Source organism: Streptosporangium sp. NPDC002524 (genome assembly GCF_040295985.1).
Classification (GTDB): Bacteria; Actinomycetota; Actinomycetes; order Streptosporangiales; family Streptosporangiaceae; genus Streptosporangium.
Window position 1 is genome coordinate 483,254 of record NZ_JBEOWK010000001.1, and the last position, 26,977, is coordinate 510,230.

Consider the following 26,977-nt stretch of genomic DNA (forward strand, 5'->3'; position numbering starts at 1 on the left):
GACGGGGGGTACGGCCCCTCGCCCAGCCACATCGCACGCGTTCTTTTAGCACTATCTACCGCTTATGGCGCTATATCTCCCTAGATAGGCACATATGAGGAATAGGTGCTTATTCCGACCGTGGACCGACCGACGGAGGATCCGATGGTTCGAAAGATGATCATCTCGCTGGCCGTCGCCGTGGCCGTGACGGGCGGCACGGCCGGCGCCGCCCTGTCGCCCACCCCGCAGACCGTGAGCCGGCAGGACAGGGACTTCCTCGTCCAGGCGCACCAGGCCAACCTGGCCGAGATCGCGGGGGGCAGGGCCGCCGAGGCGAAGACCGCCGACACGACGGGGCGGGAGAGCGCCGAGACCGTCCGCGACCTGGGAGAACGGTTCGTCGCCGATCACACGAAACTGGACGAGGCCGTACGGGACGTGGCCGGCCGGCTCGGCGTCAAGCTCCCCGACCGGCCCACCGCCGCGCAGCGCGAGCAGCTCGGCAAGCTGGAGACGCTGAGCGGCGCGGAGTTCGACAAGGCCTGGATCAGCGAGGAGGTCGAGGGCCACCGCGAGACTCTCGACGCCATCGAGAAGGAGATCGAGAGCGGCTCCTCCCCCGAGGTCAAGAAGCTCGCCACCGACGCCAGGCCCGTCGTACGGGAGCACATAGACCTGCTCCTGCACGCCGAGGAGACCCCCACGCCCGCCCCCTCGGAGAGCTGAGGAGACCCCGAGCGGGGGTTCCGAGAAGAGGCGACGGGGAGTCGCGAACCCCCCGGCGGCGTGGGGCCCGGATGCCTGAAATGCCTGACCAGGACGCGGCCTGTGCTAGACAGGGAGCCAATCATAGGAGCCCCCATGGATCAGCTCAGCCTCGGCGTCGTGTCACGATCACGCAAGGAGAACGAGCACCGGCTGGCGATCCACCCGCTGCACCTGGAGCGGATCGACCCCGACCTCCGGGGGCGCGTCCACCTCGAACGCGGCTACGGCGAGCACTTCGGCGTCTCCGACGAGCAGCTGGCACCGTACGTCGCCGGGCTGCTCCCCCGGGAGCGGCTCCTCGCGGAGTGCGACGTCATCCTGCTCCCCAAGCCGCTGGCCGAGGATCTTGAGGAGATGCGTGAGGGGCAGATCGTCTGGGGCTGGCCGCACTGCGTCCAGGACGAGAGGGTGACGCAGCTCGCGATCGACCGGCGGCTCACGCTGATCGCCTTCGAGGCGATGAACCACTGGACCCGCGAGGGCGCGTTCAACCTGCACGTCTTCCACAAGAACAACGAGCTGGCGGGCTACTCCTCGGTCCTGCACGCCCTGGGGCTCATCGGGACGACGGGCGTCTACGGCCGGAGGCTGCGGGCGGTCGTCATCGGCTTCGGGGCGACGGGGCGCGGCGCGGTGACGGCGCTCAACGCGCACGGCGTGAACGACATCGACCTCCTCACCTTCCGTGACGTCACCGCGGTCGCCTCACCGATCCACTCGGCGCGCATCGTGCGTTTCGAGCACGAGGCGGACGACCCCAACCGCAGCTACGCGCTCACCGAGAGCGGGCGGACGCCGCTGGCGGCCTTCATCGCCGACCACGACATCGTCGTCAACTGCGTGCTGCAGGACACCGACGCCCCGCTGATGTTCGCCGACGAGGAGGACCTGGCCGCCTTCGCGCCCGGCACCCTCGTCGTCGACGTGTCCTGCGACGAGGGGATGGGCTTCAGCTGGGCGCGGCCCACGACGTTCGCCGACCCGATGTTCGAGGTGGGCGACAACGTCCGCTACTACGGCGTCGACCACAGCCCGTCGTACCTGTGGGACTCGGCCACCTGGGAGATCAGCGAGGCCCTGCTGCCCCACCTGCGGACGGTGCTCGACGGCCCGGCGGCCTGGGACGCGGACGACACCATCCGGCGGGCCGTCGAGATCCGCGACGGCGTCGTCCAGAACCCCGCCGTCCTGTCCTTCCAGCACCGCTCACCGGACTACCCGTACCCGCGCGAGCGGAGCGCCTCCCCGGCCCTCGCGGCCGGCGGTCGGCAGTAGCCCTTCCCGCCGGTCGAGAAGCCCCCGGACGATGTCCACGTGACCGGCGGAGCCCTCCACGCTCCCCGCCGCGAGCGGGTCAGGCTCCCGCCGTAAGCGGGTCAAGCTCTCCGCTGTGAGCGGATCAGGCTCCCCGCCATGAGCAGGTCGGGTTTCCCGCCGCGAGGGGGTCAGCCCTGACCGGTGGAGCCCTGACCGGTGGAGCCCTCGGGCGGGGCGGTGGAGCCGCGTACGACCAGCTCGGTGGCGAGTTCCACGTGGTGGGAGTCGACGCGCTCGCCCGCCGCCAGGCGCAGGGCCGTGCGCACCGCGACGCCGCCCATCTCCCGCAGCGGCTGGCGCACGGTCGTCAGCGGGGGCGAGGCCATCCGGGCGACCTGGGTGTCGTCGAAGCCGACGATGCTGAGGTCCTCGGGCACGCGCAGCCCCCGCGCCCTGGCCGCCTCCAGCACGCCGAGCGCGATGTCGTCGCAGCCGGTGAAGACGGCCGTGGGCGGCTCGGGCAGGCCGAACAGGGCCGCGCCGCCCGTCACCCCCTCCTGGTACTGGAAGTGCCCCTCCCGCACGTGGCCCGGGGGGACCGGGGCGCCCGCGGCCTCCATGGCGGCGCGGTAGCCGTGCAGCCGGGCCTGGTTGCAGGCGGCGGTGGCCGGTCCGCCGAGATAGGCGATCCGGCGGTGGCCGAGCGCGAGCAGGTGCTGCGTCGCGGCCAGGCCCCCGGCGAAGTTCGTCGAGCCGACGCTGGTGACCCCCCTGGTCTGCGGCAGGTTCAGCGGGTCGATCACGACCAGGGGCAGGCGCGCCCGGGACAGGGCCGCGAGCTGCCCGGCCGTCAGGTCGCTGGTGATCGCGATCACGGCCCGCCGCCCGGCCGTGGCCAGGCCGCGGGCCCAGGCCGCGCCGCGGTCGTCGCTCGTCCGGATGCTCACCACGATCGCCGCGTCGACCTCGGCCCCGGCCCGCACCGCGCCCTGGACGATCTCGGTCGAGTACGGGTTGAGGTCGGCGTCGAGCTCCACCTCGATCGTGGCCGGCACCACGGCGTCGTCCCTGCGGCGCTGCGGCGGCGCGACGTAGTCGTGCTGCTCCAGCAGCGACTCCACGAGGGAGCGGGTCACCGGGGAGACGTCGCCCCGGCCGTTGAGCACCTTCGACACGGTCGCGATCGACACGCCCGCCGAGGCCGCGACCGTGGCCAGCGTGGCCCGTCTAGGACTGGCCGGCATCTGTTCCTCCCTGCTGTGTGGCGGACGAGCCCGGTGCCGGTTCCACGTTCACGCGGGTGACCAGTCGCCGGCCCACGCCGACGTGACGCAGCGGGCCGGTCAATCGTATGCGGCCCCGGCAGGGCAGGTCGGACGCCGACGCGCCCACGAACACCTCGATGTCCCCGGGTTCGACGACGCGCCGCAGGTCGCGCCCGGTGAACGCGGTCCGGTCGGCGGGCACGACGAAGGTCACCACTGCGCTCGCGCCGGGTTCCAGCCGGACCCGGGCGAACCCGGTGAGCTGCCGCACCGGCCGGGTCACCTGGGCGACCACGTCGTGCAGGTAGAGCTGGACGACCTCCTCCCCCGCCCGCTCCCCGGTGTTGCGCACGCGCACCGACACGGTGAACTCGCCGTCGGTGGGCACCTCGGCGTCATCGATCCTCAGGGTGTCGATCGCGAAGGTGGTGTACGAGGCGCCGTGCCCGAACGGGAACAGCGGGGTCGGGTCGAGGTTGCTGATGCCGTGGCTGTTGGAACCCAGCGGCGGCTGCAGGTAGGTGCCCGGCTGCCCGCCGGGGCCGCGCGGGATCTGCACCGGCAGCCTCCCGCCGGGCTGCACCCGCCCCGACAGGACCCCGGCGACGGCCGCCCCGCCCTCCTCGCCCGGCATGAACGACTGGACGAGCGCGGCGGCCGTCCCGGCCACCCGGCCCAGCGCGTACGGGCGGCCGGAGACGACGACCACCACGACCGGCGTGCCGGTGGCGGCGAGCTCGGCCAGCAGGTCCTCCTGCGCGCCGGGCAGCCGCAGGTCCTCGGCGTCGCAGCCCTCGCCCGAGGTGCCCAGCCCGAACATGCCCGCCAGGTCGCCGACGACGGCCACGCACACGTCGGCCTCGCGGGCCGCCCGCAGCGCGGCGGCGAAGCCGGAGCGGTCGTCGCCCCGCACCTCGCAGCCCGGCTCGTGGACCAGCTCGGCCCCGGGCAGCTCGGCCCGCAGCGCGTCGAGCAGGCTGGGCGCGGCCACGCCGAGCCCGAGCCCCGGGTGGCGGGGCAGCACGTGGTTGGGGAAGGCGTAGCAGCCCATGAACGTGCGCGGGTCGTCGGCGCAGGGGCCGACCACGGCCACCCTGCGCGGCTCGGGCCGCCCTTCACCCAGCAACGGCAGCGCGGTGCCCGCGTCGAGCAGCACGATCGACCGCTCGGCGAGCTCCCTGGCCAGCGCCCGGTTGGCCGGTGAGTCCAGGTCCACGGACCCCGCCCCGGCCACCGACCCCTCCGGCGTCCAGTCGGGGTCCAGCAGCCCGAGCTCCACCTTCTGCGTGAGCAGGCGCCGGGCGGCCCGGTCGACCAGGGCCTCCGGCAGCTCGCCCCGGCGTACCCGCCCGGCGAGGTGCTGGCCGAAGCCGAGCGTGTCGGGCAGCTCGACGTCGACGCCCGCGGCCAGCGCCCGCGCCCCGGCCTCGGCGGGGTCCGCGGCGACCTGGTGCGTCGTGGCGAGGAACGGGATCGCCCAGTAGTCGGAGACCACCGTCCCGGTGAACCCCCACTCGTCGCGCAGCAGGTCGGTGAGCAGCCACGAGTCGGCCGCGGCGGGCACGCCGTCCACGTCGGAGTAGGAGTTCATCACCGAGCGCGCGCCGCCCTCGACGATGGCGGTCTCGAACGTCGGCAGGATCATGTCCATCAGCTCGCGCCGCCCCATCGGCACCGGGCCGTGGTTGCGGGCCGCCCGGGAGGCGGAGTATCCGGCGAAGTGCTTGAGCGTGGCGATGACCCCGGCGCCCTCCAGGCCGCGCACGTAGGCGGCGCCGAGCATCGAGACGAGGTACGGGTCCTCGCCCATGGTCTCCTCGACCCGGCCCCAGCGGTAGTCGCGCACCACGTCCAGCACCGGCGACAGGCCCTGGTGGACGCCCACCGCGCGCATGTCCCGCCCGATGGCGGCGGCCATCCGCTCCACCAGGTCCGGGTCGAACGTCGCGCCCCAGGCGATGGCCGCCGGGTAGACGGTCGCGCCGTAGGTGGTGAAACCGGTGAGGCACTCCTCGTGGACCAGCGCCGGGATGCCGAGCCGGGAGTGGCGCACCACCTCGGACTGCAGCCGCACCACCTCGGCGGCGCCCTCCGCCGCGGTCACCGGGGCACTGCCGAACACCCGCGTCAGATGGCCGAGCCCGTGGCGGATCGACTCCTCGAAGGGCACCGTCCCCGAGGCCGCGAAGACGTCCTGCATCGGGGCGACGTTCGCCGTGCCCTCGGAACCCTCCTTCGGCTCTTCGTCCTGGCCGGCCTGCATGGCGTTGCCGGGCCACCGGCTGCCGAGCTGGCCGATCTTCTCCTCCAGGGTCATCTCCGCGAGGAGGGCGTCGACCCGCTCGGCCACCGGGAGTGCCGGGTCCTGCCACGACCGGAGGGTCCGGCCCGCCGCGGAGGTCCCATCTAGCGCCGTCATGTGCTCTCCTCAAGAAAAACCCGCTCCCGCTCTCTTTCGAAATATTTCGACGAGTTGCGGGAGCTCTGCTCACATCCTGGCGCACCCAAGGTGACCAGGAAAGTCCCTGATGAGAGTACCCCAAGTCCCTCGTATACCAAGCTCGTGCCGACATGTGGCCACCCCCTTGACAGGCGGTTGGTAGAAATCTAAATTGACGTGCCACGCGGCCTGTTTCGGAAATGTTTCGACATGCTGGGCTCGGGGGGACGGACGCCTGGCAGCAGAGGTGCCGATCCACGACCGACGGCCACCGCCACCGATGTTTCACCTGAAGTCCCGCCCAGCCCCGCCCCGGCATTCGACATACGGAGATCAGCGTGGAGTCAACGACACCATCCCGCCGCACCTTCCTCGCCCTCTCGATGGGCATCCCCCTCGGGGCCGCGCTGGCGGCCTGCGGCACGTCCGGCCCCGCCCCGGCGGGCGGTGGCGCGACCGGCGGGAGCGGCGCGGCCGCCGCGGGCAAGGCCAGCTACTGGTTCCTGTCGGTCCAGCCGCAGGAGGGCGTGCGCACCAGGGCCGTGGAGCGCTTCAACAAGGCCAACCCCAACGGGCAGATCGAGTTCACGGCCCTGCAGAACGACGCGTACAAGACGAAGATCAAGACGGCGATCGGGGCGGGCCAGGCGCCCACCATCATCTGGGGCTGGGGCGGCGGGACCCTGCGCACGTACGTGCAGGCCGGCCAGGTGGAGGACCTCACCCCGTGGTTCGAGCAGAACCCGGCGGTGAAGGACCGGCTGTTCGCCTCCTCGTTCGGGGCGGCCACGATCGACGGCAAGATCTACGCGATGCCGGCCGAGACCATGCAGCCCATCGTCCTGTACTACAACAAGAAGATCTTCGACCAGGTCGGCGTGAAGCCCCCGGAGTCGTGGGGCGACATCATGGCCCTGGTCCCCAAGTTCAACGCCGCCGGCATCGCCCCGTTCGCCCTCGGCGGCCAGTCCCGCTGGACGAACATGATGTGGCTGGAGTTCCTCTTCGACCGCATCGGCGGCCCCGAGGTGTTCCAGGCCGTGTTCGACGCCAAGAAGGACGCCTGGTCCCACCCCGCCGCCCTCGACGCCCTGACCAAGCTGCAGGACCTCGTCAAGGCCGACGGGTTCATCAAGGGCTTCTCCTCGATCACCGCCGACTCCAACGCCGACCAGGCCCTGCTGTACACCGGCAAGGCCGCGATGATGCTGCACGGCGGCTGGACGTACGGCAGCATGTCGACCGACGGCGGCGACTTCGTCTCCGGCGGCCACCTCGGCTACATGAACTTCCCGCCGGTCGAGGGCGGCAAGGGCGACCCCAGTAACACCGTCGGCAACCCCGGCCAGTACCTGTCGATCTCCTCCAAGGCGACCCCCGAGCAGAAGGAGATCGCGAAGAAGTTCTTCGCGACCGCCGTGCTCAACGACGAGGACGTCAAGGAGTGGGCCGGCACCGGCGCGGTGCCGATCGTCAACGGCGCCGACAGCGCGTTCGCCAGCGCCAAGGACGCGGACTTCCTGAACTTCGTCTACGGCATCGCCAGCAACGCCAAGTCGTTCGCCCAGTCCTGGGACCAGGCGCTCAGCCCCACCGCGGCCGAGGTGCTGCTGGACAACATCGCCAAGCTGTTCCAGCTGTCGATCACGCCGCAGCAGTTCGTGTCCAACATGAACGCGGTCATCGGCAGTTGAGCGCGTTCGCCACCCCCGCCCGGAGAGGGACGCCGCCGGCCGCCACGCGAGGGGGCCGTGGCGGCGTCCTGCCGTGGCTGGCCGTGCCGGCCCTGGTGATCTTCGTCGCCTTCGGGGTGATCCCGCTGGTCGGGGTCCTCTTCCTCAGCTTCACGACCTGGGACCAGCTCGGCGACATCCAGATGTCCGGGCTCACCAGCTGGCGGGCCGTGCTGAGCGACCCCGGCCTCGTGCACGCCATCTGGGTGACGCTGCTGGTGATGGCCGTCTCCTGGGCGGTCCAGACGCCGATCAGCATCCTGATCGGGGTGTTCCTGGCCGGGCGGCAGCGCTACCGCTCGCTGCTCGCGGTGCTGTACTTCATCCCGCTGCTGCTCAGCTCGGCCGCCATCGCGATCGCCTACAAGGCATTGCTCGACCCCAACTTCGGGCTCGGCGCCGGGCTCGGCCTCGACCTGCTCGTCCAGGACTGGCTCGGCGAGCCCGTCCTCGCCTTCAGTGTCGTGATCTTCGTGGTGTCGTGGCAGTTCATCCCCTTCCACTCGCTGATCTACCAGGGCGGCGTGCGGCAGATCCCGCGCTCCATGTACGAGGCCGCCGAGATAGACGGCGCGGGCCGCGTCCGCAGGTTCTTCAGCATCACGCTGCCGCAGCTGAAGTACACGATCATCACGTCCTCCACCCTGATGGTCGTCGGGTCGCTGACCTTCTTCGACCTGATCTTCGTGCTCACCGCGGGCGGTCCCGGCGACGCCACCCGGGTGCTCGCCCTGGACATGTACAAGCGCGGGTTCCAGGCCAACCTCATGGGACCGGCCAGCGCCATCGCCGTCATCCTCGTCCTCGTGGGCCTCGCCCTGGCGTTGCTCCTGCGCCGGCTCGGCGGACGCGACGCCAACGCCAGCCAGATGGAAGGGGCCTGACCATGGGCATGACCCGGACGACGGAACCCCGGCGGACCGAGACGCTCCAGTCGGGACCGCGCGGGCACCGGCGCCGGTCACCGGCGGGCGGCGGGCAGCGCACCCGGGCGCTCGGCGAGCGCCGCAACTGGCTGGGCGGGGCCGCGGGCTGGCTGTGGCTGGCGATCGTGATCGTGCCGATCTACTGGATCTTCATCACCAGCTTCAAGGCGCAGAGCAGCTACTACGCCACCAACCCGCTCGCGCCGCCCACCGAGCCGACCCTCGACAACTACCGGCTGGTCGTCGAGTCCGACTTCCCGCTGTACTTCCTCAACAGCCTCATCGTCACCGTCGGCGCGGTCGTCCCGTCGGTCGCGGTCGCGTTCATGGCGGCGTACGCGATCGTCCGGGGCGGCAACGCCTTCCGCTTCCTGCGCGGGGTGAACGCGCTCTTCCTCATGGGCCTGGCCATCCCGCTGCAGGCGACCATCATCCCCATCTACCTGATCATCATCCGGCTGCACCTGTACGACTCGCTGACGGGGCTCATCCTCCCGTCGATCGCCTTCGCGATCCCGCTGTCGGTGCTGGTCCTGACCAACTTCATCCGCGACGTGCCCAAGGAGCTGTTCGAGTCGATGCGGCTGGACGGCGCGGGCGAGCTGGCGACGCTCTGGCGTCTCGCCCTGCCGCTCACCATGCCGGCCGTGGTGACGGTGACGATCTACAACGCGCTGACGATCTGGAACGGGTTCCTGCTGCCGCTCATCCTCACCCAGAGCCCCGACAAGCGCACGCTGCCGCTCGCGCTGTGGACCTTCCAGGGGCAGTACAGCGTGAACGTCCCGGCCGTGCTCGCCTCGGTCGTGCTCACCACGCTCCCCATCCTGCTCCTGTACGTGGTCGGCCGCCGCCAGCTGCTCAGCGGCCTGACGGCGGGCTTCGGCAAGTGACCGCGCCCCGCCGCCCGGCGTGCCGGGTCGCGGTCCGCCCGCGTGGCGCGCCGGGCCTTTCCCGGCCCCGCCGGACTCCCATCACCGTCCGGCGGGGCCGGTGCGGGCGACGCCGCGGGTGACGCCGCGGGTGACCTGGCGCTGGAAGAGCACGAGGACGACGAGCGGCGGCGGGCCGGCCAGGACGAGCGGTCCGGCCGCTGCCGGAGCGTCAGTCCGGCGGCAGGCTGGCGGACGGCAGCGAGCGTGACAGGGAGACCTCTCCCCGCCTCGGACGGTCACGGGCGTCGCGTACCGTGCCCGGTGAGATCCCCGGCTGCCGCGTGATCCGCCGGAGCGGGGAACACGTCTCCTCCACCGCCGGTTCGGCCGCGCGGACCCGGCCGTCGGAGCCGTCCGGCGGGCGGATCCGGCCGTCGCGCCCCGGCCGCGCCGCCGGTTGGCCGCCCTCGTTGGCGGCCACCGCGAAGACGTCCTCCGCGCCGTCTTCGAGGAACCGTACCCGTACGGTCTCCTCTCCCCGCAACGTGGCCGCCCGCAACCGGTGCATCCCGTCCACGACCCGCATGGTGGGGCGGTGCAGGATCACCGGGAGCGGTGTGCCGCCCCTTTCGGAGGGCAGGCGCACGCGCCGCACGTCCCCGCCCGCGCTCCGCGGCGAGCCTGCCGGGAGCAGCACATGAATGGGGACGATCTCGACCGCCGACAGCCCCGCCCCGAGGTCTTCGCTCACCGTTCTCCTCCACGCCCGTTTGCCGTCCGACGATCCAGCCGCCGCCCGAACGGCCGAAGCCCGGCCCGTACCGTTCCGGAAGCCGCGGAAGCCGTCGCGTGCGCCTTCCTCCGGCAGGCGGGACGGCACGGCGAGTCACCGAACGCCTTCGGCGCCGGCCAGGCGTTTCACGGCGTGCGGACGTTCATGGTCGGGGATGCGCCGGGCTTTCCCGCCTGTGATCATTCTTACCGGGGCCGGAGCGGCACGTCGTTGCCGATTTCTGTACAGCTGTTGCCGGTTTCCGCCTCACCGTGTGCCGGGGTGGCGGCGGTAGTCGGCCGGGGAGAGGCCGTAGGCGGCGCGGAAGACGCGGCTGAAGTGGGCGCTGTTGGTGAAACCCCAGCGGGCGGCGACGGCGTGGATCGGCCGGGAGGCCAGGGCGGGGTCGGCCAGGTCACGACGGCAGCGCTCCAGGCGGCGCGAACGGATCCACGCGGCCACGCTCAGTCCCTGGTCCTGGAACAGCTTGTACAGGTAGCGGACGGAGATCTGGTGGGCGGCGGCGATGGTCTCCGCGCGCAGGTCCGCGTCACCCAGGTTCTGGTGGATGAAGGCGTGGACGCGCGCCTGCAGCACCTGCCGGTGGGTCTCCGGGGGGAGCGCGGCCTCGGCCTCCAGGTGGTGGGCGCACATCGCGGCGAACAGGTCCAGGGTGATCGCCGACAGGCGGGCGGTGTCGGCGGCGGAGTAGCCCCCCGATTGCCGGGTCAGCGCGGTGAGGTGGCTGACCAGCAGCGCGCCGATTCCCCGGGTGCCGGGCAGGCGGGTGGCGGTGAGGCGGGCGAGCTTGTCGACCGGCAACGACACCAGGGACATGGGGAACTGCAGGATCATGCCCTCGACGTTGCCGGTGCCGTCGGCGGCGGTGTGCGCGTGGAAGGGGTGGGAGGAGTCGTACAGCAGGAGGTCCTGGGGGGTGGCGACGGCTTGGCGATCGTGGTGGTCGATGGTCATGGTGCCGCGCAGGGTGAGCGACAGGGAGTACATCTCGGGGTCGGCCCGGCGCACCAGGAGCGGGCTGCGCCGCGACTGCAGCGGGGGGTAGGACAGCCGTGTCAGCTGGACCGCGCCGAGGTCGAGCAGATGCAGGCTGGCGGGGAACTCCGCTTCGTCGTCGCTGCGCATCACGGTGGGCACGAGCGCCTGTTCGGTCATCTCGTGCCACCAGGCGAACCGGTCGGACGCGGGCAGGTCCTGGCTGCGGAACACCGTCTGCATCACGGCCACCTCTCCGCCGCGTGTTTCGCCTCCGAGGAAGGGAGCGGTGACGACCTCCCGCGCTCATCAGCGGACATGAAAGCTCCTTCTACGTTCCGGACGCCATTTTCTCTCTTCGTTCACGTGTTGTAAGTCAATTCCCCTCCGGGAGGGGACGAAAGCTGACAAACGATCCGTGTCTTGGTGTCACGTAAGGACCGCGATACGCGACCATGCCGAATCCGGGACGACCGGACCCGCCACCGGCGAGAACCCGGACGGGTGTGTCCGGCCATGATGACGGACACCCCCGGGAACGCGGTGGTTCGTACGCTGGACGAGGCCGTCCCGGCGGGGGCCGGAAGCGGTCGTTCAGCGTGGGTCCATCGAGGGTGAGAGGGGACTTCCATGGCGGAGGAACTGTCGGGACTGACCGGCCTGCTGTACGAGCTCGGCCTGCTCAAGCGCTACAAGCGCACGGGCTGGCTGGTCGCGGGCGTACGGGATCCCGAGAGCGTCGCCGACCACTCCTTCCGGACGGCGGTCATCGCGAGTGTGATCGCCGCGCTGGAGGGCGGCGACCCGGAGCGGGCGGCGTTCATGAGCCTGTTCCACGACACCCAGGAGACCCGGATCACCGACATCCACCACCTCGCCAGGCGCTACCTCACCGCGGCCCCCAACGAGGAGGTCACCGCCGACCAGGTACGCGGAGTCCCCGGTCCGGTGGCGGAGATGGTGAGCGGCGCGGTCGGCGAGTACGAGCAGAAGGCCACCCTCGAGGCCGTCTGCGCCCGCGACGCCGACAAGCTGGAGTGCCTCATCCAGGCCGTCGAGTACCGCGAGCAGGGCTACCGGAACATGCAACCCTGGATCGACGGCTCGCTCGCGGCGCTGAGGACCCCCTCCGCCAGGCGCCTCGCGGACGAGGCGCTCGGCACGGGGTCCCTGGAGTGGGTGAAACGCGTTCTCGGCGAGGAGCGGGGCTGATCCCCTGCCGCCGGAGGACCGGCGACCGCGTCACCGAGGAGCGCGGCACCCGCGCCGCGTCCGTTCGCGTCCGTTCGCGTCCGTTCGCGTTCGCACGGGTGCCGGTGGTCACTCCGGAAGCGGCAGGTACTCGAACCAGTCGAAGGCCGCCGTGCCGGTGCTCGGGTGGCCGTTGGAGGAGGCGTAGAGGCCGATCATGGCGCCGGTGAAGCCTCCGGCGACGGTGGGGCTGAGGACGCGGCCGTCCACCGGGGCCGCGAGGTCGGTCCACTCGCCGGGGCGCAGCGCGTAGCGGGCCTGGTAGTCCTGGCCGTGGGCCTCCACGCCCAGCCACAGCGGGCCGGACGGGACGACGTCGGCGCGGGCCAGGAGGGTGTCCGTGCCGTCGGAGCGGCGGGTGAGTTCCAGGCCGTGCGCGGTGAGGAGGAACGTGATGTGGAAGTCGTCGTTCTGGAACAGGACGAGCCCGGCGCACTCCTTCCCCTCCGGGCGGAACTCCATCACCGTGTGGGCCGCGAAGGCGATGTGCTGCTGCCTCCGGGCGACCAGGCTGGGCGCGGCCCGCTCGCGCAGGGTCTGCGGTCGCAGCCGCAGCGTGAGGCGGCTGCCGGCCAGGTTCCAGTACGGTTCGCGGGGCGTGCGCAGGTGGTTCCAGACGGGCGCGAGGCGCGGGGCGTCGAAGTGGTCGCAGGCGGGGGTGGCGGGCCAGCGGCACGCGGGGGTCGAGGGGGCCTGCGCGTGCGGTTCCACCTGGTCGAAGACCGGCCAGTCGTCTTCCCAGCGGACACGGGTGAGGAAGGTCTCGCGGCCCAGGTTGTAGCCCTTGGCGGCGCGGACGGCGGCCGTCGTGGGCTGCCGGTCACCGGCGGATCCACTTCGGGAGGCGGCGTCCGGGGAGACAGCGTCCGGGGAAGCGGCGTCCGGGGAGCGGCCGTCCGGGGAGGCGGCGGATCCGGTGTGGAGACGGTCCCCGGCGAAAGCGGCGGGAGCAGCGAAAACGGCGGGAGCAGCGAGAGCAACGGGAGCGGCGGGAGCGAGAGGGGCTGGGAGATCGCCGTAGGGGCGGGTGGCGAGGAGGAGCGACCACCACTCCCCTTCCGCGTTCTGGACCAGGTCGGGGTGGCCGACGCTGGTGACGGGGTGGCGCAGCCCGAGGTGGCGGTGGGTGAGGACGGGGTTGCGCGGGTTGCCCAGGTAGGGGCCGGTGATCCGCTCGGCTCTCGCGACCATGACGGCGTGGTCCTCGGCGGTGCCGCCCTCCGAGGTGAGCAGGTAGTAGTGGGCGCCGATCCGATAGATGTGCGGGCCCTCGCACCAGACGCCGCCGCGCTGCGCCGCCTCCCAGATCACGTGCTCCTCGCCGAGCAGCTTGAGCGTGGCCGGGTCGAACTCGCGCAGCCAGATCTCGCTGTCGCCGTCGTAGCGCCCGGCGGCCTTCGGCCGGGTGCCGGTCATCCAGGCGCGGCCGTCGTCGTCGAAGAACAGCGAGGGGTCGAAGCCCCGGGTCTCGGGGAACCACACCGGGTCGCTCCACGGCCCGGCCGGGTCGGTGGCGGTGACCAGGAAGTTGCCCGGCTCGTCCATCAACGTGGTGATCATGTAGAAGACGCCCTCGTGGTGCCGGAGGGTGGGGGCGTAGATACCGCCGGAGGGCCGTACGCCGTCCAGATCCAGCTGGGACGGCCGGTCCAGGACGTGGCCGAGCTGCCGCCAGTGCACGAGGTCGCGGCTGTGGAAGATCGGGACCCCGGGGAACCACTCGAAGGACGAGGTGACGAGGTAGTGGTCCGCGCCCACCCGGCACACCGAGGGGTCGGGGTGGAAACCGGGGATGACGGGGTTGGTGTACACGAGACTCCCTTGGTGTGTCCGGGTCTTCCTTCGAGGACCCCTGCGGCTGAGGGGCCGGGGCGGCGCAGGCGGTCCGTGTCGGGAATCCGCCCCGGTTCCCCGACGCGGCCCGGGACCGGGCCGGCGTACGCGAGCGTGTCAGGGGTCCGCCCCGGTTTCCCGAGACCGGGTCGGCGTAAGCGAGCGTGTCAGGGGTCCGCCCCGGTTTCCCGAGATCGGGTCGGCGTACGCGAGCGTGTCAGGAGTCCGCCCCCGTCTCCCGGGCCGGGTGGTCCTCCGGGCGTGGGTTCCCGGAGGGAAGTGCCGGGCCCACCCCCCTGGTGGCCGAGCCCGGCACCCCCCGGGAGCCGGGCCCTGTCCCAGGAGGAGGACGGGCCCGGCGGTCTGGCGGTCGTCCCTACTTGGCGAGCCGGAGCACCCCCCACCTCGACGTGTCGGCGTAGCTCCGCCCGGTCGGGTCGTTCCAGGTCGCGGCGGCCGTGCGGGCGGTGCCCGTGGCGTCGTTGACCTGGACGTCGAAGCCGAGCAGGACGTCCTGCGCCAGTGTCACCGTGGGCAGCCGGATCGCCGCCTCGACCACGTAGCCTCCCGCGACGCGGGTGGCCGCGCCGGTCAGGTTGTCCTTGACGGCGAAGGCGTCGAAGGTGCCGCCGACGGTCTTCTTTCCGGTGAAGCTGATCCGGTACTGGCCGTCGTCATCGTCGTAGCCCTTTGACTTGTTGTTCTCCGGGTCCACGAAGATCTCGACGGAGTCCTGCTCCCAGGCGTTCGGCGACTCCTCGCTGAGCACGGGGTCGGTGACCCGGGCCAGGACGTGGAGGGTGCCCGCCTTCCACATCGCCCTCACCCTGGCGGTCGCGCCCGAGGTGCCCTGGATCCGGGTGCCGGTGGTGGCCTCGGGGACCCTGTTCCAGGCGGCGTCCACGACGCCGTCCACCACGGGGGCGCCCTTCGGCGCGGAGGTCGTCCTGATCGCCGGGAGGGGGACCACCTCACCCGTCCAGGCGGTCTCCTTCCGGCCCGCGTCCGCCACGGCGACCCGGACACCTGTCGCCGTGCCGGAGGGCAGCAGCGCCTCGGCCCGGTAGCCGGTGGCGGTCTTCTTGGTGTGCGCCCTGAACCCGTGGGCGTGCGTGCCGCCCCGCTGGATCCGGTACGGGGTGTCCCCGACGGTGAACGTGACGGTGTCGGTCCTGTCGTCCGTGGGGTCGGTGACCTCGGCCAGCACGTACAGCCCGGCGGGGGTGGTGCGCGCCTGCCAGGCCGCCGACAGGTCGCCGGTCCTGGCGATGGGCGCGCCGGGCAGCAGGTCCCACTGCTCGTCCCGCTTTCCGTCCACCGCGACCGTGCCTGCGGGCGCGTTCAGGCTCCGGCTGACCGGGGGCAGCCTGCCCGGGTCGGCGATGCCCCAGTACGCGGGTTTGGCCTGGAGCTCGTCGTCGAAGGGCAGCGGCGGGTTGAGCCGGGTGATCGGGAAGGACGACAGCCAGGTCGCGTCGTCGGCGACGCCCCAGATCGTCACCGACGACAGGTGGCGGGCCTGGCGCCGGAAGACGTCGAAGATCTCCTTGTACCGGTGGCCCTGCAGGGCCAGGACCCCGGCGGGCACCGTGTCGTAGGAGCTCGTGAAGTCGGTGTAGACGCTCACGTCCAGCTCGGTGACCTGCTGCTCGACGCCCAGCCGGGCGAACTTCTCGATCGTGTCCTCGATGTACGAGGCGGGCGGCTGCTCGACGTTGACGTGCAGCTGGTGGCCGACCGCGTCGATCGGCACGCCCTCGGCGCGCAGCTTGCGCACCAGGTCGTAGAGGGCCTGCCGCTTGCGCGGGAACTCGGTGTTGTAGTCGTTGATGACGAGCGTCGCGTCCGGGTCCACCTCGCGGGCGACCCGGAAGGCGGTCCTGATGTAGTCGAGCCCGGCGATCTCGTACCACGGGGAGCGGCGCAGCCCGTCGGCCCGGTTCTCGTCGACGACCTCGTTGACCACGTCCCAGGTGCCGATCCTCCCCTTGTAGCGGCCCATCACGGCGCGGATGTGGTTCTCCAGCCGCCGGAGCAGGATCTCCTTGGTGGCGCCCTCGAACACCCAGGCGGGGGTCTGGCTGTGCCAGACGAGGGTGTGCCCGCGGAACTCCAGGCCGTTGGCGGTCGCCCAGTCGACCAGGTGGTCGCCGTCGGCGAAGGTGAACTCGCCCTCGGCCGGTTCGGTGGCGTCCCATTTGAGGCTGTTGCCGGGAGTGACGCTCTCGTAGTGCCGGGTGATGAGCTTGGCGTGCTCGCCCAGGGTGGCACCCCGGTAGAAGGCCGCGCCGATCGTGAACGGCAGTTTGTCCTTCAGCGCGGGGATGTCCGTCTGGATGGGCTTGGGCTCGACGTAGACCAGCCGGAAGTCGTCGACGTCGAAGGGCTCAGTCCCTTCGGCCGACTCCACGTAGACGCTCAGGAAGTCCACGTCGTGGGCGAGGGTGTAGGTGCCGGTGAGCTCGGTCCACTCCCCTGCGGCCAGGGCCCTGGGCGCGGCCACCCGCTCGTAGGCGGGGGTGCCGCCCAGCCGCCGCTCGGCCGACAGGCCCAGGCTCTGGGCGGCGGCGCTGCGCACCCACACCGACAGGGTGTACTTCGACCCCTTGGCCACCCTGCCCAGGACGTTCCGCGACGGGCCGTCCCAGGAGGCCTGCCGGTTCGTCACGCCCAGGCCGTACGAACCGGTGCGCGCGGAGGCGGCCCCGGCCGCCAGGACCGAACCGCCGCGCGGGGCCCACTCCTGGACGGTGCCGGTCTCGAAGTCGCTGGTCAGGCCGGACCGGGTGGGGTCGGTGTCGGCGGTGACCACGATGTCGTCGAGCAGGAACCCGACGGTCTCCCCGGAGCTCTCGGCGTACAGCGACAGCTCCGAGTCGGCCGCGTAGGTGTAGGTCCCCGACAGCCGGACCCACGCGGCGTCGGTGACGACGGCCGCCGCGACCCGCTCGTAGACGGCCTCGCCCCCGGCCGGGGTGCGCTGCACGGTGAGCGCGACCGTCGAGGACGGGCTGCCGTCGGCGGCCCGCGCCCACCCGGTCACCTCGTAGGCGACGCCCTTCTCGAACGGCGGGGTGACGGCCGCGCCGTGCCAGGTCGCGGTACGGCCGGTGGTGAGCAGGGCCCCGGTGCCGCCGTGCGCGGGGGCCGGGGCCGTGGCGACCGACACCCCGGCGCCTCGCGGCCCCCAGCCCTGGGTCCCCGACTCGAAGTCGTAGGTGGCGATCGTGGCCGCGGTGGCGGCGGTGGCGGTGGCCGGTATCGCCGCCGTCGCGCCCGCCACCAGGGACAGCACGAGGGACAGCAGAACGAGGACCGCTGATCGTGGCGCCCTCACGAGCGGCGCCTTCACGACTCCTCGCCGCGCAGGTTCTCCGCGAGCAGGTCCAGCAGCGGCTGCCGCCGGACGCAGCGGGCGAGGGCGAAGGAGTCGGCCAGGGCGGTCAGCTCCTCGTCGGAACGGCCGCGCAGCAGCTCCGCGTACTCGGGGAGCAGTGCCTGCGCGATGAGGATGTGCCGGATCAGGTCGTCGGTCTGGTAGCGGGCGCCCCACGGGTAGGGGTTCCAGGACGGGAACTCGGTCTCCATCAGCCGGTGCAGCGGGGCCAGGTCGCTCGCCGACTCCTCCATCGTCGAGCCCCACCGGTCCGCGCCCAGCCGTCCCTTCTTCGCGATGAAGTCGCCGAACCGGCCCATGTACGGCTCGCCCGCGCTGACCAGGCCCTGCAGCCCGACGTCCTTGTAGGTCCACAGCGACCAGCCGGCCCCGTAGGAGTCGAAGATCTCCAGCTGGTCGCTGAGGATCCGGTAGCGCTGCCGGTCGATCTCCGGGTCGCCGGTGTAGACGGGCCCGAACTCTCCGACCCAGATGGGGGTGCCGGTCTCGCGCTGGAAGGCGGTCCGCCGCTCGAAGGAGAGCTCCAGCTGGGCCCGGTCCACCCACTCGCCGCGGGTGTGGCCGGGGTAGGGGCCGCCGTGCGCGAACCCGGCCAGGGCGTAGTCGTGGCAGACGAAGACCGTGTTCTCGTACACCTCGCGGAAGATCGAGAAGTCGGTGGAGTAGGTGTTGCCGTCCAGGAACAGCACGTGGTGCGGGTCGACGGCGCGCACGGCCTTGACCAGGCGGTCGTAGAAGGGGCCGACGACCCGCCCGCTCTCGTCGCCCGGCTCGTTGATCGGGTTGTATCCGGCCACCCAGGGGTTGTCCCGGTACCGGTCGGCCACCACCTCCCACAGGTGGACGGCGCGGTCCTGGAAGTGCCGGTGCTGCCAGAACGCGGCGACGTGGGTGGGGTTGTCGGAGTGCCAGTGCTGGTTCTGCGCGCCGGGCAGGGCGTGCAGGTCGACGACGCTGCGGATGCCGTGCTCGGCGAGCAGGCCGATCACCCGGTCCAGGTGGCGGAAGCCGTGCTCGACGATCTCGAAGGGGCGGTCGTCGGACTCCAGGTGGCGGTAGTTGATCGGGATGCGGACGCAGTTGACGCCGAGCCCGGCGAGCAGCGCGGCGTCGTCCGCGCCGAAGAACGAGGTGAGCAGCCGGTCGAAGAACAGCTCGGCCCGGTCCTCCCCCAGCACCCGCCGGACGGCCTCGCGCATCGCGGACTCGTTGGCCGGGTAGCCGGTGATGAAGTTCTCCATGTTCAGCCAGCCCCCGAGGCCCACTCCACGCAGCCGTACCGGGGTGCCGGCCGAATCGACGAGACGGGATCCGGCGACACTCAGGGTCATGGTGTCTCACTCTCTACACAGCGATGGGCCTACAAAGCGATGGGATTCGGGTCAGCCCTTGGTGGCTCCCGCGGTGAGGCCGCTGATGAGCTGGCGCTCGGCGACGGCGTAGAAGGCCAGGGCGGGGACCATCGAGACGATGACGTACGCCAGGATCCTGGCGGTGTCGGCCATGTACTCCCCCTGGAACTGCTGGACGCCGAGCGGCAGCGTCCACAGGTTCGGGTCGTTGAAGACGACCAGCGGGAGGAAGAAGTTGTTCCAGCTCGCCACGATCGCCAGCACCGAGACCGTGGCCAGGGCGGGCCTGGCGATCGGCAGCAGCACCCGCCAGAAGAAGCCGAAGGGGGTGCAGCCGTCGATGACGGCGGCCTCCTCGACCTCCCTGGGGATGGACCGGAAGAACGTCCGCAGGATGATCACGGTCAGCGGGAGGCCGAACGCGGCCTGCGGCAGGATCACCCCGAGCGGGTTGTCCAGCAGGCCGAACGTGCGCAGCAGGACGAACAGCGGCAGGATCGCCACCGCGAACGGGAACATCAGCCCGATGGCGAACAGCGTGAACAGGAACTCCCGGCCCCGGAAGGCGAACCGGGCGAAGGCGAAGGCGGCCATCGCCGACAGCCCCACGACCAGCGCGGTGGTCGTCACCGCGATGAACAGGCTGTTGAGGAGCTGGCGCCAGAACGCGCCGGAGGCGATCACGTCGGTGTAGTTCTCCGTCACCCACGGGGAGGGCGGGCCCAGCGGGTTGACGGAGAGCTGGCCGGAGGTCTTGAAGCCGCCGAGCAGGCCGTACAGGAAGGGGACGACGATGAAGACGGCCGCCACCCAGATGACCGCGTGGACCGGGAACGTGCGCAAGCGGGCGATCATCGGCGGTCTCCCATGGTGGTGCTGGCCCCCTCCAGGTCCCGGCGCAGCACGAACCGCTGGTAGCCGAGGGCGAAGACGAGGCTGATCAGGAACATGACGACGCTGATCGCGCTGGAGTAGCCGATCTGGGACCGCTTGAAGCCGTACTCGAACATGCTGACGGCCATGGTCTCCGAGGCGTGCGAGGGACCGCCGCCGGTGAGGATCCAGACCAGGTCGAAGAGCTGGATCGTGCCGATGATGGACAGGAACGCGCTGACCCGGACGGTCGGGCCGAGCAGCGGCAGCGTGACGTGGCGGAACACCGCCCAGCTGCCGGCGCCGTCGATCCTGGCCGCCTCGCTCAGCTCCCTGGGGATGCCCTGCAGGCCCGCCAGATAGATGATCATGTGGAACCCGAAGTACTTCCAGGTGATCACCAGGAAGAGCGAGAACATCACGGTGTCCGGCTCCGACAGCCAGGACCAGGGCTCCAGCCCCCAGGAGACGAGCAGCTGGTTGGCCAGGCCCGCCTCGGGCGACAGGATCAGCGAGAACAGCACGCCGGTGATCGCCTCGGAGAGCATGTACGGCGCGAAGAACAGCAGCCGGTAGAAGGCCCGCCCGCGGATCCGCTGGTTCAGCATCACCGCCAGGCCCAGCGAGAGCGGCAGCTGCACCGCCAGGCCCAGCACGATCAGGATGGCGCCGTTGCGCAGGTCCCCGGCGAAGATGTCGCTCTGGAACAGCCGGGTGAAGTTGTCCAGGCCGACGAAGTCGTCCGGCGGGCCGATGCCGTTCCACTTGAAGAGGCTGGTGTATCCGGCCACCAGGATCGGCGCCAGCACCAGCAGGGTGAACAGGACCAGCGCGGGGAGCACGAACAGGATCGCGGTGACCCAGCCGCGTCCCCGGCGGGGGCCGTTGCGCCCCCGCCCCCGCCTCGTGGCGGGCTTTCCCGCGCGCGGGGCCGGACGTGCGCCCGGCCCCGTCGTCGTCGCCGTCGTCGCCGTCTTCATCCGGGCGGCTACTCCGACTCCGACTTGGCCGTCTCGGTGATGGCCTGGACGACCTCCTCCGGCGTCTTGGTGCCCCCGATCAGCTCGGCCACGACGTCGTTGACCTCCTGGCCGACGGCGGGCGGGTACTCCTGGTCGAGGTAGAGCTGGAAGCCGCTCGCGGCCGAGAGGGTCTCGGAGACCGTCTTGATGTGGGGGTCGGTGACGGCCGCCTCCTCCCCCGCCTTGAGCACGGGCAGGACGGCTCCGGCCTTGACGGCCTTGCTGTGGTTCTCCGGCCTGAGCGCGAACTTCAGGAAGTCCAGCGCGGCGGGCGGGGCGTCGACGCCCAGGGCGAGGCCGCCCCCGCCGCCGAACGCGTCACCCGCGGCGCCCTTGCCCCCCTCCACGGCGGGGAAGGTGAAGAACCCGAGGTCGTCGCCGAGGCCCTTGCCCGCGTCCGCCTGCACGGACGGGGCCCACTGGCCCATCAGCTCCATCGCGGCCTTGCCGTTGCCCATGGTCGCGGCCTGGCCGTCGGGGGTGGAGTAGTCGGCGCCCTGGAAGCCCTTCTGGAACGGCTGGAGGTCGACGAGCTCCTTGAGCCGCTGCCCGGCGGCGACGAAGTCGGGGCCGGTGAAGTCGTTGGTGGTGCCGGCCTGCTTGAGCGCGTCCAGCCCGGCCACCCGCATGGCCAGGTAGGCCCAGTAGTAGTGGCCGGGCCACTTGGCCTTGCCCGCGAGGGCGATCGGGACGGTCCCGTCGGCCTTCAGTTTCTTCACCGCGTCCAGGTACTCGGTCCAGGTGGCGGGCGGGGCGGTGATGCCGGCCTTCTCGAACAGCGCCTTGTTGTACCAGAAGCCGACCATGCCGATGTCGGTGGGCAGCCCGTAGGTCTTGCCGTCGAACTGGTACGCGGACAGGGCCGCCGGGGTGAGGGCTCCGATGACGTCGCCCGCGTCGGACGACAGGTCCTTGACCAGGCCCGCCTCGATGTGCTGCTTCAGGACGCCGCCGCCCCAGGTGGAGTAGAGGTCGGGCGCCTTGCCCGACTGGGTGAGCGTGGCGAGCTTCGGCTTGTAGGAGTCGTTCTCGATGGCGATGTTCTTGATCGTCACATTCGGGTGGGCCGTCTGGTACTCCTTGATGAGGTTGGCCCAGAACCCCTTGAGGGGTTCCGCCGTCGCCAGGTTCCAGAACTCGAAGGTGACCTTCTCCGAGCCGGTGCTCGCGCCTGGTTGTGCCCCCTCGCCGTCCCCGCTCGTCCCGCAGGCTCCGAGAAGCAGAGCGGACGCCGCCAGAGCCACCACGCCTCGCCGACTCAGCATGGGATCCCCTTTCGGGAGTTAGCTTGAAATTTTCATATATTCCCCGAATATTTCGTGATCCGGAGGATAGGTAAATTCCCGGTTACCCGTCAATAGCCCCGTGGTAGCGATCCCGGACGTCAACGGCCACCACCGCCGGGAGGTGTCCGAAAGGTTTCAGTTAGTATTCGCCGCATGCCAAGCAAGCCGCGTGTGACGATCGCCCTGATCGCCGAGGAGGCCGGGGTCTCCGCGCCCACGGTCTCGAAAGTCATCAACGGGCGGCCCGAGGTCGCGTCCGAGACCAGGCAGCGGATCGAGCACCTGCTGCACAAGCACGGCTACCGGCGCAGGACCGGCCAGGGCGACGCCCCCGTCGGCCTGGTCGACCTGGTCTTCACCGAGATCGAGAGCCCGTGGGCGATGGAGCTGGTACGCGGCGTGGAGACCGCGGCCCGCGAGGTCGACGCCGGGGTGGTCGTCTCGGTCCTGCACAGCCACGCCGGACCCGGCAGGGACTGGGTGGAACGGATCGCCGCCCGGCGCACCGACGGGGCCATCCTGGTCGGCTCCCGCATCAGCGCCGACCAGCACGGCCAGCTGGCCGCCAGGTCCATCCCGTTCGTCGTGGTGGACCCGGAGGGCGAGCCGCCGCCCGGGGTCGCCTCGGTCGGCGCCACCAACTGGAACGGCGGCCTGGCCGCCACCCGCCACCTGCTGGAGCTGGGCCACCGCAGGATCGGCATGATCGGCGGCCCGGCCGACATGCTGTGCAGCCGGGCCCGCGTCGACGGCTACCGGGCGGCGCTGGAGACCGCCGGGATCGCGGTGGACCCGGCGCTCATCAGATACGGCGACTTCCTGGTCGGCTCGGGCCGCGACTACGGCCACGACCTGCTGTCCCTGGAGGAGCCGCCCACCGCGATCTTCGCGGGCAGCGACATGCAGGCGTTCGGCGTCTTCGAGGCGGCCAGGCAGCGCGGCCTGCGGGTCCCCGGCGACCTGTCCGTGGTGGGCTTCGACGACCTGCCTTTGGCGCGTTCCGCGTGGCCCCCGCTGACCACCGTGCGCCAGCCGCTCCAGGAGATGGCGGCGCTCGCCACCCGGATGGTGCTCGGCCTCGACCGCGGCGGCCACGAGCCCCGGCGGGTGGAGCTCGCCACCGACCTCCTCGTCCGCGAGAGCACCACCCGCCTGCCCGGCTGACCCCGCCGACCGGGCCCCTCCCTGCCGCCCACCCGGCCGACCTCACCCGGCGGCACCGCCCGCGCCCCCTTCGTGCCCCTTCGTGCCCCCTTCGCGCCCGCACCCCCGGCACCCTCGTTCGACGACCCCGCAGCCCCTGCCGACCCCGCCGGCCCCGCCGCTCCCGTCCCGTGCCGGGCCCGGCTGTTGACGGCTGCTTTCGAAACATTTACGGTACTCGCACGAAATGTCTCGGGAATCTTGTGAAACTTTCGGAAAGCGGGTTTCCGCATGTCTCGACGTCACCGGGCACTGCTGGCACCGATCCTCGTACTTCCCCTCCTTGGATTCAGCCCTGTCACCATGGAAAGCGCTTCCCGCATCCGAGTGGACCACCACGGCGTTCTCCAGCGGATCGACGGCTTCGGGTTCTCGCAGGCGTTCCGGCGCAACGAGCTGGTCCGCGCGCTGCCCGCCGCCAAGCAGCGGGAGATCCTCGACCTGTGGCTCAGCCCCGAGAAGGGCGCGGGGCTGAGCATCCTGCGCCTGGGCATCGGCTCCTCCCCCGCGGGCAGCCCGTACGACCTGATGACCTCCATCCAGCCCGAGGACCCCGGCGGGCCCACCGCGCCGCCGAGGTACGTCTGGGACGGCGACGACGGCGGCCAGGTCTGGCTGGCCAAGGAGGCCAGGCGCTACGGCGTGAACCGCTTCTACGCCGACGCCTGGAGCGCCCCCGGCTACATGAAGGACAACGGCTCCGACAGCAACGGCGGGACGCTGCTCCCCGCCTGGCGGCAGGCGTACGCGAACTACCTGGTGCAGTACGCGAAGTTCTACGCCCGGGAGGGCATCAGGATCACCGACATCGGGTTCACCAACGAGCCCGACCTCACCGTCTCGTACGCCTCGATGCGGTTCACCCCCAAGGAGGCCGCCGAGTTCGTCAAGGTGCTCGGCCCCACCGCGGCCCGTACCGGCCTCAAGGTGGTCTGCTGCGACGCCGCCGGGTGGGCCCAGCAGCGCGAGTACACCGCGGCCATCGAGGCCGACCCCGTCGCGCGGCGGTGGGTCGCCACGCACGCCGGGCACCCCTACGTCAGCCCGGTGGACGGCCCGCTGCCCACCGACCGGCCCGTGTGGATGTCGGAGTGGTCGCCCAACGGGACCACCTGGAACGAGGCGTGGGACGACGGCAGCGGCTACGACGGCTTCGCGGTCGCCCAGCAGATCCACGACTCGCTCACCCTGGGCAGGGCGAACGGCTACGTCTTCTGGTTCGGCGCCTCGCGCGGCGCCACCCGGGGGCTGATCCAGATCGACGAGGCCACCGCGACCTACCGCGTCTCCAAGCGGCTGTGGGCGCTGGCCGCCTACAGCCGCTTCGTCCGGCCCGGCGCGGTCCGGCTCTCCGTCGCCTCGGCCGACCCCGCGCTGAAGGTCACCGCCTTCCGCAACGCCGGGGGCTCGGAGGTCGTCGAGATCCTCAACACCGCCACCGCCCCCGTCACCACCACGATCGCCACCCGGCCGGGCCGCGCCACCGCCTACCTGACCGACGGGGACAACTCGCTCACCGCCACCCCGCTCCCGGGACTGAGGTCCGGCAGGACCCTCACCCTCGCCCCGCGCTCCCTGACGACGGTGGTCGTACGGTGACGCGCCCGCCCGCGGGCGGCCTCCGGGTCTCCGGTCGCGCTTCGTGCTCCCCGCGACCGGAGGCCGGGAGCCCGCCCGAGCCCGCCCTCCCCGGACCGGCGGGACCGCCCGGCCCCGGGCCGTACGCGCCGGAAGGGCCGTACGCACAAGAAGGGCCGTGCGCGCCGGAAGGAGGGTCCGGATGATCCGGGTGGCGGTCGTGGGCACCGGCGGCATCGCGGGGATCTGCCACCTGCCCGCGCTGCGCGCCCAGGCGCACCGGGCGCGGGTGGTGGCCGCCGCGGACGTGGACGAGGCCCGGGTCGGGGCGTTCTGCGCCGAGCACGCGATCCCGGGGGCGTACACCTCCCTGGAGGCGATGCTCGACGCCGAGCGGCCCGACCTCGTCCACCTGTGCACCCCGCCGCACCTGCACGCCGCCCAGGCGGTGACCTGCCTGAAGGCGGGCGCCTGGGTGTGGGCGGAGAAACCCGCCTGCCTGTCGCTGGCCGAGTACGACCTGATCGCGGCGGCCGAGGGGCCCGGCTACGCCTCGGTCGTCTCCCAGCACCGGTTCGGCTCCGGCGCGCGGCACCTGCGCGCCCTCGCCCCCGAGCTGGGCCGCCCGCTCGTCGCGCTCTGCGTGACCGCCTGGTATCGCGACCACGCCTACTTCGACGTGCCCTGGCGCGGCCGGTGGGAGACCGAGGGCGGCGGCCCCACGATGGGGCACGGCATCCACCAGATGGACCTGATGCTGTCGATCCTCGGCGACTGGTCGGAGATCCGCGCGATGACCGGCACCCTGGACCGCCGCATCGAGACCGAGGACGTCTCGATGGCCGCCGTCCGCTTCGCCTCCGGCGCCATGGCCTCGGTGGTCAACAGCGTGCTGTCCCGGCGCGAGGAGAGCTACCTGCGCTTCGACTACACCGGGGCGACCGTGGAACTGCGCCACCTGTACGGCTACCGCAACGCCGACTGGACCTCCACCTCCACGCGCTGGAACCCGCCCGAGGACCTGCCGAGCTCGCACGAGGCACAGCTGGCGGAGCTGCTCGACGCCTACGAGCGCGGCGAGCGGCCGCCCATGAGCGGCCCCGAAGGACGCCAGGCGCTCGAACTCATCACCGGCCTGTACGCGTCGGCGTTCACCGGCGGGCCGGTGCTCCGCGCCGACCTCACCCCCGACCATCCCGCCTACCACCGCCTGGACGGACACGCATGGAGCTGACCTTCACCGAGCGCGGCGTCGAGATCCTGCGCTACGTCCACCTGCCGGACACCCCGGTCTTCGAGTCGCCCAAACCGTACTTCCACCCGATCAGGACCCTCGCCGGGGACGTGGTCAGCACCTTCCGCCCGCACGACCACCGCTGGCACAAGGGCCTGCAGCTGACCGTCTCCCACCTGTCGGGGGAGAACTTCTGGGGCGGCGGCAGCTACGTCCGCGAGGCCTCCGGCTACGTGAACCTGCCCAACAACGGGACCATGCGGCACGAGGAGTTCCTCTCCCCCGGCGTGGAGCGCCTCACCTGGCACACCCAGGGCGGCGAGCACTGGGTGGACGAGCTGAGGACCTTCGAGGTACGGGACGTGCTGGACGACTCCTGGGCGCTGGAGCTGTCCACCGCGATCACCAACGTGCGCGGGCGGGAGCTGGTCTTCGGCAGCCCCACCACCAACGGCCGCCCGATGGCCGGGTACTGCGGCCTGTTCTGGCGCGGGCCCCGCTCCTTCGAGCACGGGCAGGTGATCGCGGAGAGCGGCGAGGGGCCGGGGATGATGGGCGAGGAGTCGGCGTGGCTGGCCTACACCGGCCACCACGACGAGGTGGACCGCTCGTCCACCCTGCTGTTCCAGAGCGCCCTGCCCACCGTCTGGTTCGTCCGCACGACGCCGTTCGCGGCCGTCAACCCGTCCATCGCGTTCCACCGCGAGCTGGTCCTGCCGCCCGGCGCCACGCTGCGCCTGGGCTACCGGATGGTAGTGGCCACCGGCGCCTGGGACCGGGCCCGGCTGGAGGCGTACGTCAAGGAACACCCGTACCCAGAGGCGGAGCGCCCAGGAACGGAGCGCCCGGATCCGGGACCGGCGTGACCGGCCCGGCCCGGCGTCCAGCGGGAACGTCCGGCCGGAGCCCGGCCGGAGCCCGGCCGGGGCGCCCG

The 26,977-nt window shown here is 71.8% G+C and carries 20 protein-coding genes; 10 read left to right on the forward strand and 10 right to left on the reverse strand.

The window, feature by feature from the left end; all coding sequences use genetic code 11:
• Positions 1-144 precede the first annotated feature (144 nt).
• Both ABT053_RS02040 and ABT053_RS02045 read left to right on the forward strand, forming a co-directional pair.
• The gene (locus ABT053_RS02040; protein ID WP_350966938.1) at positions 145-708 is read left to right on the forward strand and encodes a DUF4142 domain-containing protein; all 564 of its coding nucleotides are present in this window, start codon (positions 145-147) and stop codon (positions 706-708) included.
• Between the two features lie 135 nt (positions 709-843).
• Positions 844-2,025, forward strand: a complete 1,182-nt coding sequence (locus tag ABT053_RS02045) for a N(5)-(carboxyethyl)ornithine synthase (protein WP_350966939.1) — start codon at positions 844-846, stop codon at positions 2,023-2,025.
• 170 nt (positions 2,026-2,195) lie between these two features.
• Here ABT053_RS02045 and ABT053_RS02050 read toward each other — a convergent pair whose 3' ends face one another.
• Positions 2,196-3,251 (reverse strand): LacI family DNA-binding transcriptional regulator, encoded by a 1,056-nt coding sequence (locus ABT053_RS02050; RefSeq protein ID WP_350966940.1) that lies wholly within the window; start codon positions 3,249-3,251, stop codon positions 2,196-2,198.
• Positions 3,235-5,691, reverse strand: a complete 2,457-nt coding sequence (locus tag ABT053_RS02055) for a beta-xylosidase/alpha-l-arabinosidase (RefSeq protein ID WP_350966941.1) — start codon at positions 5,689-5,691, stop codon at positions 3,235-3,237. The genes ABT053_RS02050 and ABT053_RS02055 overlap by 17 nt, the downstream gene beginning before the upstream one ends.
• 359 nt (positions 5,692-6,050) lie before the next feature.
• Here ABT053_RS02055 and ABT053_RS02060 point away from each other — a divergent pair, with 359 nt between their 5' ends.
• From ABT053_RS02060 to ABT053_RS02070, 3 genes are read left to right on the forward strand one after another with little or no spacing between them, the layout of a single operon-like run.
• The gene (locus ABT053_RS02060) at positions 6,051-7,406 is read left to right on the forward strand and encodes an extracellular solute-binding protein (protein WP_350966942.1); all 1,356 of its coding nucleotides are present in this window, start codon (positions 6,051-6,053) and stop codon (positions 7,404-7,406) included.
• Positions 7,403-8,329, forward strand: a complete 927-nt coding sequence (locus ABT053_RS02065) for a carbohydrate ABC transporter permease (RefSeq protein WP_350966943.1) — start codon at positions 7,403-7,405, stop codon at positions 8,327-8,329. The genes ABT053_RS02060 and ABT053_RS02065 overlap by 4 nt, the downstream gene beginning before the upstream one ends.
• A 2-nt stretch (positions 8,330-8,331) precedes the next feature.
• Positions 8,332-9,264, forward strand: a complete 933-nt coding sequence (locus ABT053_RS02070; RefSeq protein ID WP_350966944.1) for a carbohydrate ABC transporter permease — start codon at positions 8,332-8,334, stop codon at positions 9,262-9,264.
• A 211-nt stretch (positions 9,265-9,475) separates the two neighbouring features.
• On the opposite strand, the gene ABT053_RS02075 is transcribed toward ABT053_RS02070, so the two are convergent.
• Both ABT053_RS02075 and ABT053_RS02080 read right to left on the reverse strand, forming a co-directional pair.
• The gene (locus ABT053_RS02075; RefSeq protein ID WP_350966945.1) at positions 9,476-9,997 is read right to left on the reverse strand and encodes a hypothetical protein; all 522 of its coding nucleotides are present in this window, start codon (positions 9,995-9,997) and stop codon (positions 9,476-9,478) included.
• 288 nt (positions 9,998-10,285) lie between these two features.
• Positions 10,286-11,257, reverse strand: coding sequence for an AraC-like ligand-binding domain-containing protein (locus ABT053_RS02080; protein ID WP_350966946.1), 972 nt, complete (start codon positions 11,255-11,257; stop codon positions 10,286-10,288).
• A gap of 387 nt (positions 11,258-11,644) precedes the next feature.
• On the opposite strand from ABT053_RS02080, the gene ABT053_RS02085 reads away from it, so the two are divergent.
• Positions 11,645-12,226 carry an HD domain-containing protein gene (locus tag ABT053_RS02085; RefSeq protein WP_350966947.1) on the forward strand — a complete coding sequence of 194 codons (582 nt, stop codon included), beginning with the start codon at positions 11,645-11,647 and terminating at the stop codon, positions 12,224-12,226.
• A 108-nt stretch (positions 12,227-12,334) separates the two neighbouring features.
• Here ABT053_RS02085 and ABT053_RS02090 read toward each other — a convergent pair whose 3' ends face one another.
• The 6 genes from ABT053_RS02090 to ABT053_RS02115 form a co-directional block, all read right to left on the reverse strand.
• Complete coding sequence (locus ABT053_RS02090) at positions 12,335-14,077, reverse strand: glycoside hydrolase family 43 protein (RefSeq protein ID WP_350966948.1); 1,743 nt, start codon at positions 14,075-14,077, stop codon at positions 12,335-12,337.
• Between the two features lie 397 nt (positions 14,078-14,474).
• Positions 14,475-17,450: an endo-1,4-beta-xylanase gene (locus ABT053_RS02095; RefSeq protein WP_350966949.1), complete on the reverse strand. Its 2,976-nt coding sequence runs from the start codon at positions 17,448-17,450 to the stop codon at positions 14,475-14,477.
• Positions 17,447-18,826 (reverse strand): glycoside hydrolase family 5 protein, encoded by a 1,380-nt coding sequence (locus ABT053_RS02100; RefSeq protein WP_350966950.1) that lies wholly within the window; start codon positions 18,824-18,826, stop codon positions 17,447-17,449. The genes ABT053_RS02095 and ABT053_RS02100 overlap by 4 nt, the downstream gene beginning before the upstream one ends.
• A gap of 51 nt (positions 18,827-18,877) precedes the next feature.
• Complete coding sequence (locus ABT053_RS02105) at positions 18,878-19,690, reverse strand: carbohydrate ABC transporter permease (protein ID WP_350966951.1); 813 nt, start codon at positions 19,688-19,690, stop codon at positions 18,878-18,880.
• Between the two features lie 8 nt (positions 19,691-19,698).
• The gene (locus tag ABT053_RS02110) at positions 19,699-20,700 is read right to left on the reverse strand and encodes a carbohydrate ABC transporter permease (RefSeq protein WP_350966952.1); all 1,002 of its coding nucleotides are present in this window, start codon (positions 20,698-20,700) and stop codon (positions 19,699-19,701) included.
• A gap of 8 nt (positions 20,701-20,708) precedes the next feature.
• Complete coding sequence (locus ABT053_RS02115) at positions 20,709-22,007, reverse strand: extracellular solute-binding protein (protein WP_350966953.1); 1,299 nt, start codon at positions 22,005-22,007, stop codon at positions 20,709-20,711.
• A gap of 174 nt (positions 22,008-22,181) precedes the next feature.
• On the opposite strand from ABT053_RS02115, the gene ABT053_RS02120 reads away from it, so the two are divergent.
• The 4 genes from ABT053_RS02120 (at position 22,182) to ABT053_RS02135 (ending at position 26,909) form a co-directional block, all read left to right on the forward strand.
• Entirely contained in the window at positions 22,182-23,192 is a 1,011-nt protein-coding gene (locus ABT053_RS02120) for a LacI family DNA-binding transcriptional regulator (RefSeq protein ID WP_350966954.1), read from the forward strand.
• 342 nt (positions 23,193-23,534) lie between these two features.
• Positions 23,535-24,830: a glycoside hydrolase family 30 protein gene (locus tag ABT053_RS02125; protein ID WP_350966955.1), complete on the forward strand. Its 1,296-nt coding sequence runs from the start codon at positions 23,535-23,537 to the stop codon at positions 24,828-24,830.
• 181 nt (positions 24,831-25,011) lie between these two features.
• Positions 25,012-26,043 (forward strand): Gfo/Idh/MocA family protein, encoded by a 1,032-nt coding sequence (locus ABT053_RS02130; RefSeq protein WP_350966956.1) that lies wholly within the window; start codon positions 25,012-25,014, stop codon positions 26,041-26,043.
• On the forward strand, positions 26,034-26,909 hold the full coding sequence (locus tag ABT053_RS02135; protein WP_350966957.1) for a DUF6807 domain-containing protein: 876 nt from the start codon (positions 26,034-26,036) through the stop codon (positions 26,907-26,909). The genes ABT053_RS02130 and ABT053_RS02135 overlap by 10 nt, the downstream gene beginning before the upstream one ends.
• Positions 26,910-26,977 lie beyond the last annotated feature (68 nt).

Bases quoted from the DNA above. Each gene is read 5' to 3' on its own strand.
- ABT053_RS02040 (WP_350966938.1), top strand. From the start codon at position 145: ATGGTTCGAAAGATGATCATCTCGCTGGCCGTCGCCGTGGCCGTGACG.
- ABT053_RS02045 (WP_350966939.1), top strand. From the start codon at position 844: ATGGATCAGCTCAGCCTCGGCGTCGTGTCACGATCACGCAAGGAGAAC.
- ABT053_RS02050 (WP_350966940.1), bottom strand. From the start codon at position 3,251: ATGCCGGCCAGTCCTAGACGGGCCACGCTGGCCACGGTCGCGGCCTCG.
- ABT053_RS02055 (WP_350966941.1), bottom strand. From the start codon at position 5,691: ATGACGGCGCTAGATGGGACCTCCGCGGCGGGCCGGACCCTCCGGTCG.
- ABT053_RS02070 (WP_350966944.1), top strand. From the start codon at position 8,332: ATGGGCATGACCCGGACGACGGAACCCCGGCGGACCGAGACGCTCCAG.
- ABT053_RS02080 (WP_350966946.1), bottom strand. From the start codon at position 11,257: ATGCAGACGGTGTTCCGCAGCCAGGACCTGCCCGCGTCCGACCGGTTC.
- ABT053_RS02085 (WP_350966947.1), top strand. From the start codon at position 11,645: ATGGCGGAGGAACTGTCGGGACTGACCGGCCTGCTGTACGAGCTCGGC.
- ABT053_RS02100 (WP_350966950.1), bottom strand. From the start codon at position 18,826: ATGACCCTGAGTGTCGCCGGATCCCGTCTCGTCGATTCGGCCGGCACC.
- ABT053_RS02110 (WP_350966952.1), bottom strand. From the start codon at position 20,700: ATGAAGACGGCGACGACGGCGACGACGACGGGGCCGGGCGCACGTCCG.
- ABT053_RS02115 (WP_350966953.1), bottom strand. From the start codon at position 22,007: ATGCTGAGTCGGCGAGGCGTGGTGGCTCTGGCGGCGTCCGCTCTGCTT.
- ABT053_RS02120 (WP_350966954.1), top strand. From the start codon at position 22,182: ATGCCAAGCAAGCCGCGTGTGACGATCGCCCTGATCGCCGAGGAGGCC.
- ABT053_RS02125 (WP_350966955.1), top strand. From the start codon at position 23,535: ATGGAAAGCGCTTCCCGCATCCGAGTGGACCACCACGGCGTTCTCCAG.
- ABT053_RS02130 (WP_350966956.1), top strand. From the start codon at position 25,012: ATGATCCGGGTGGCGGTCGTGGGCACCGGCGGCATCGCGGGGATCTGC.
- ABT053_RS02135 (WP_350966957.1), top strand. From the start codon at position 26,034: ATGGAGCTGACCTTCACCGAGCGCGGCGTCGAGATCCTGCGCTACGTC.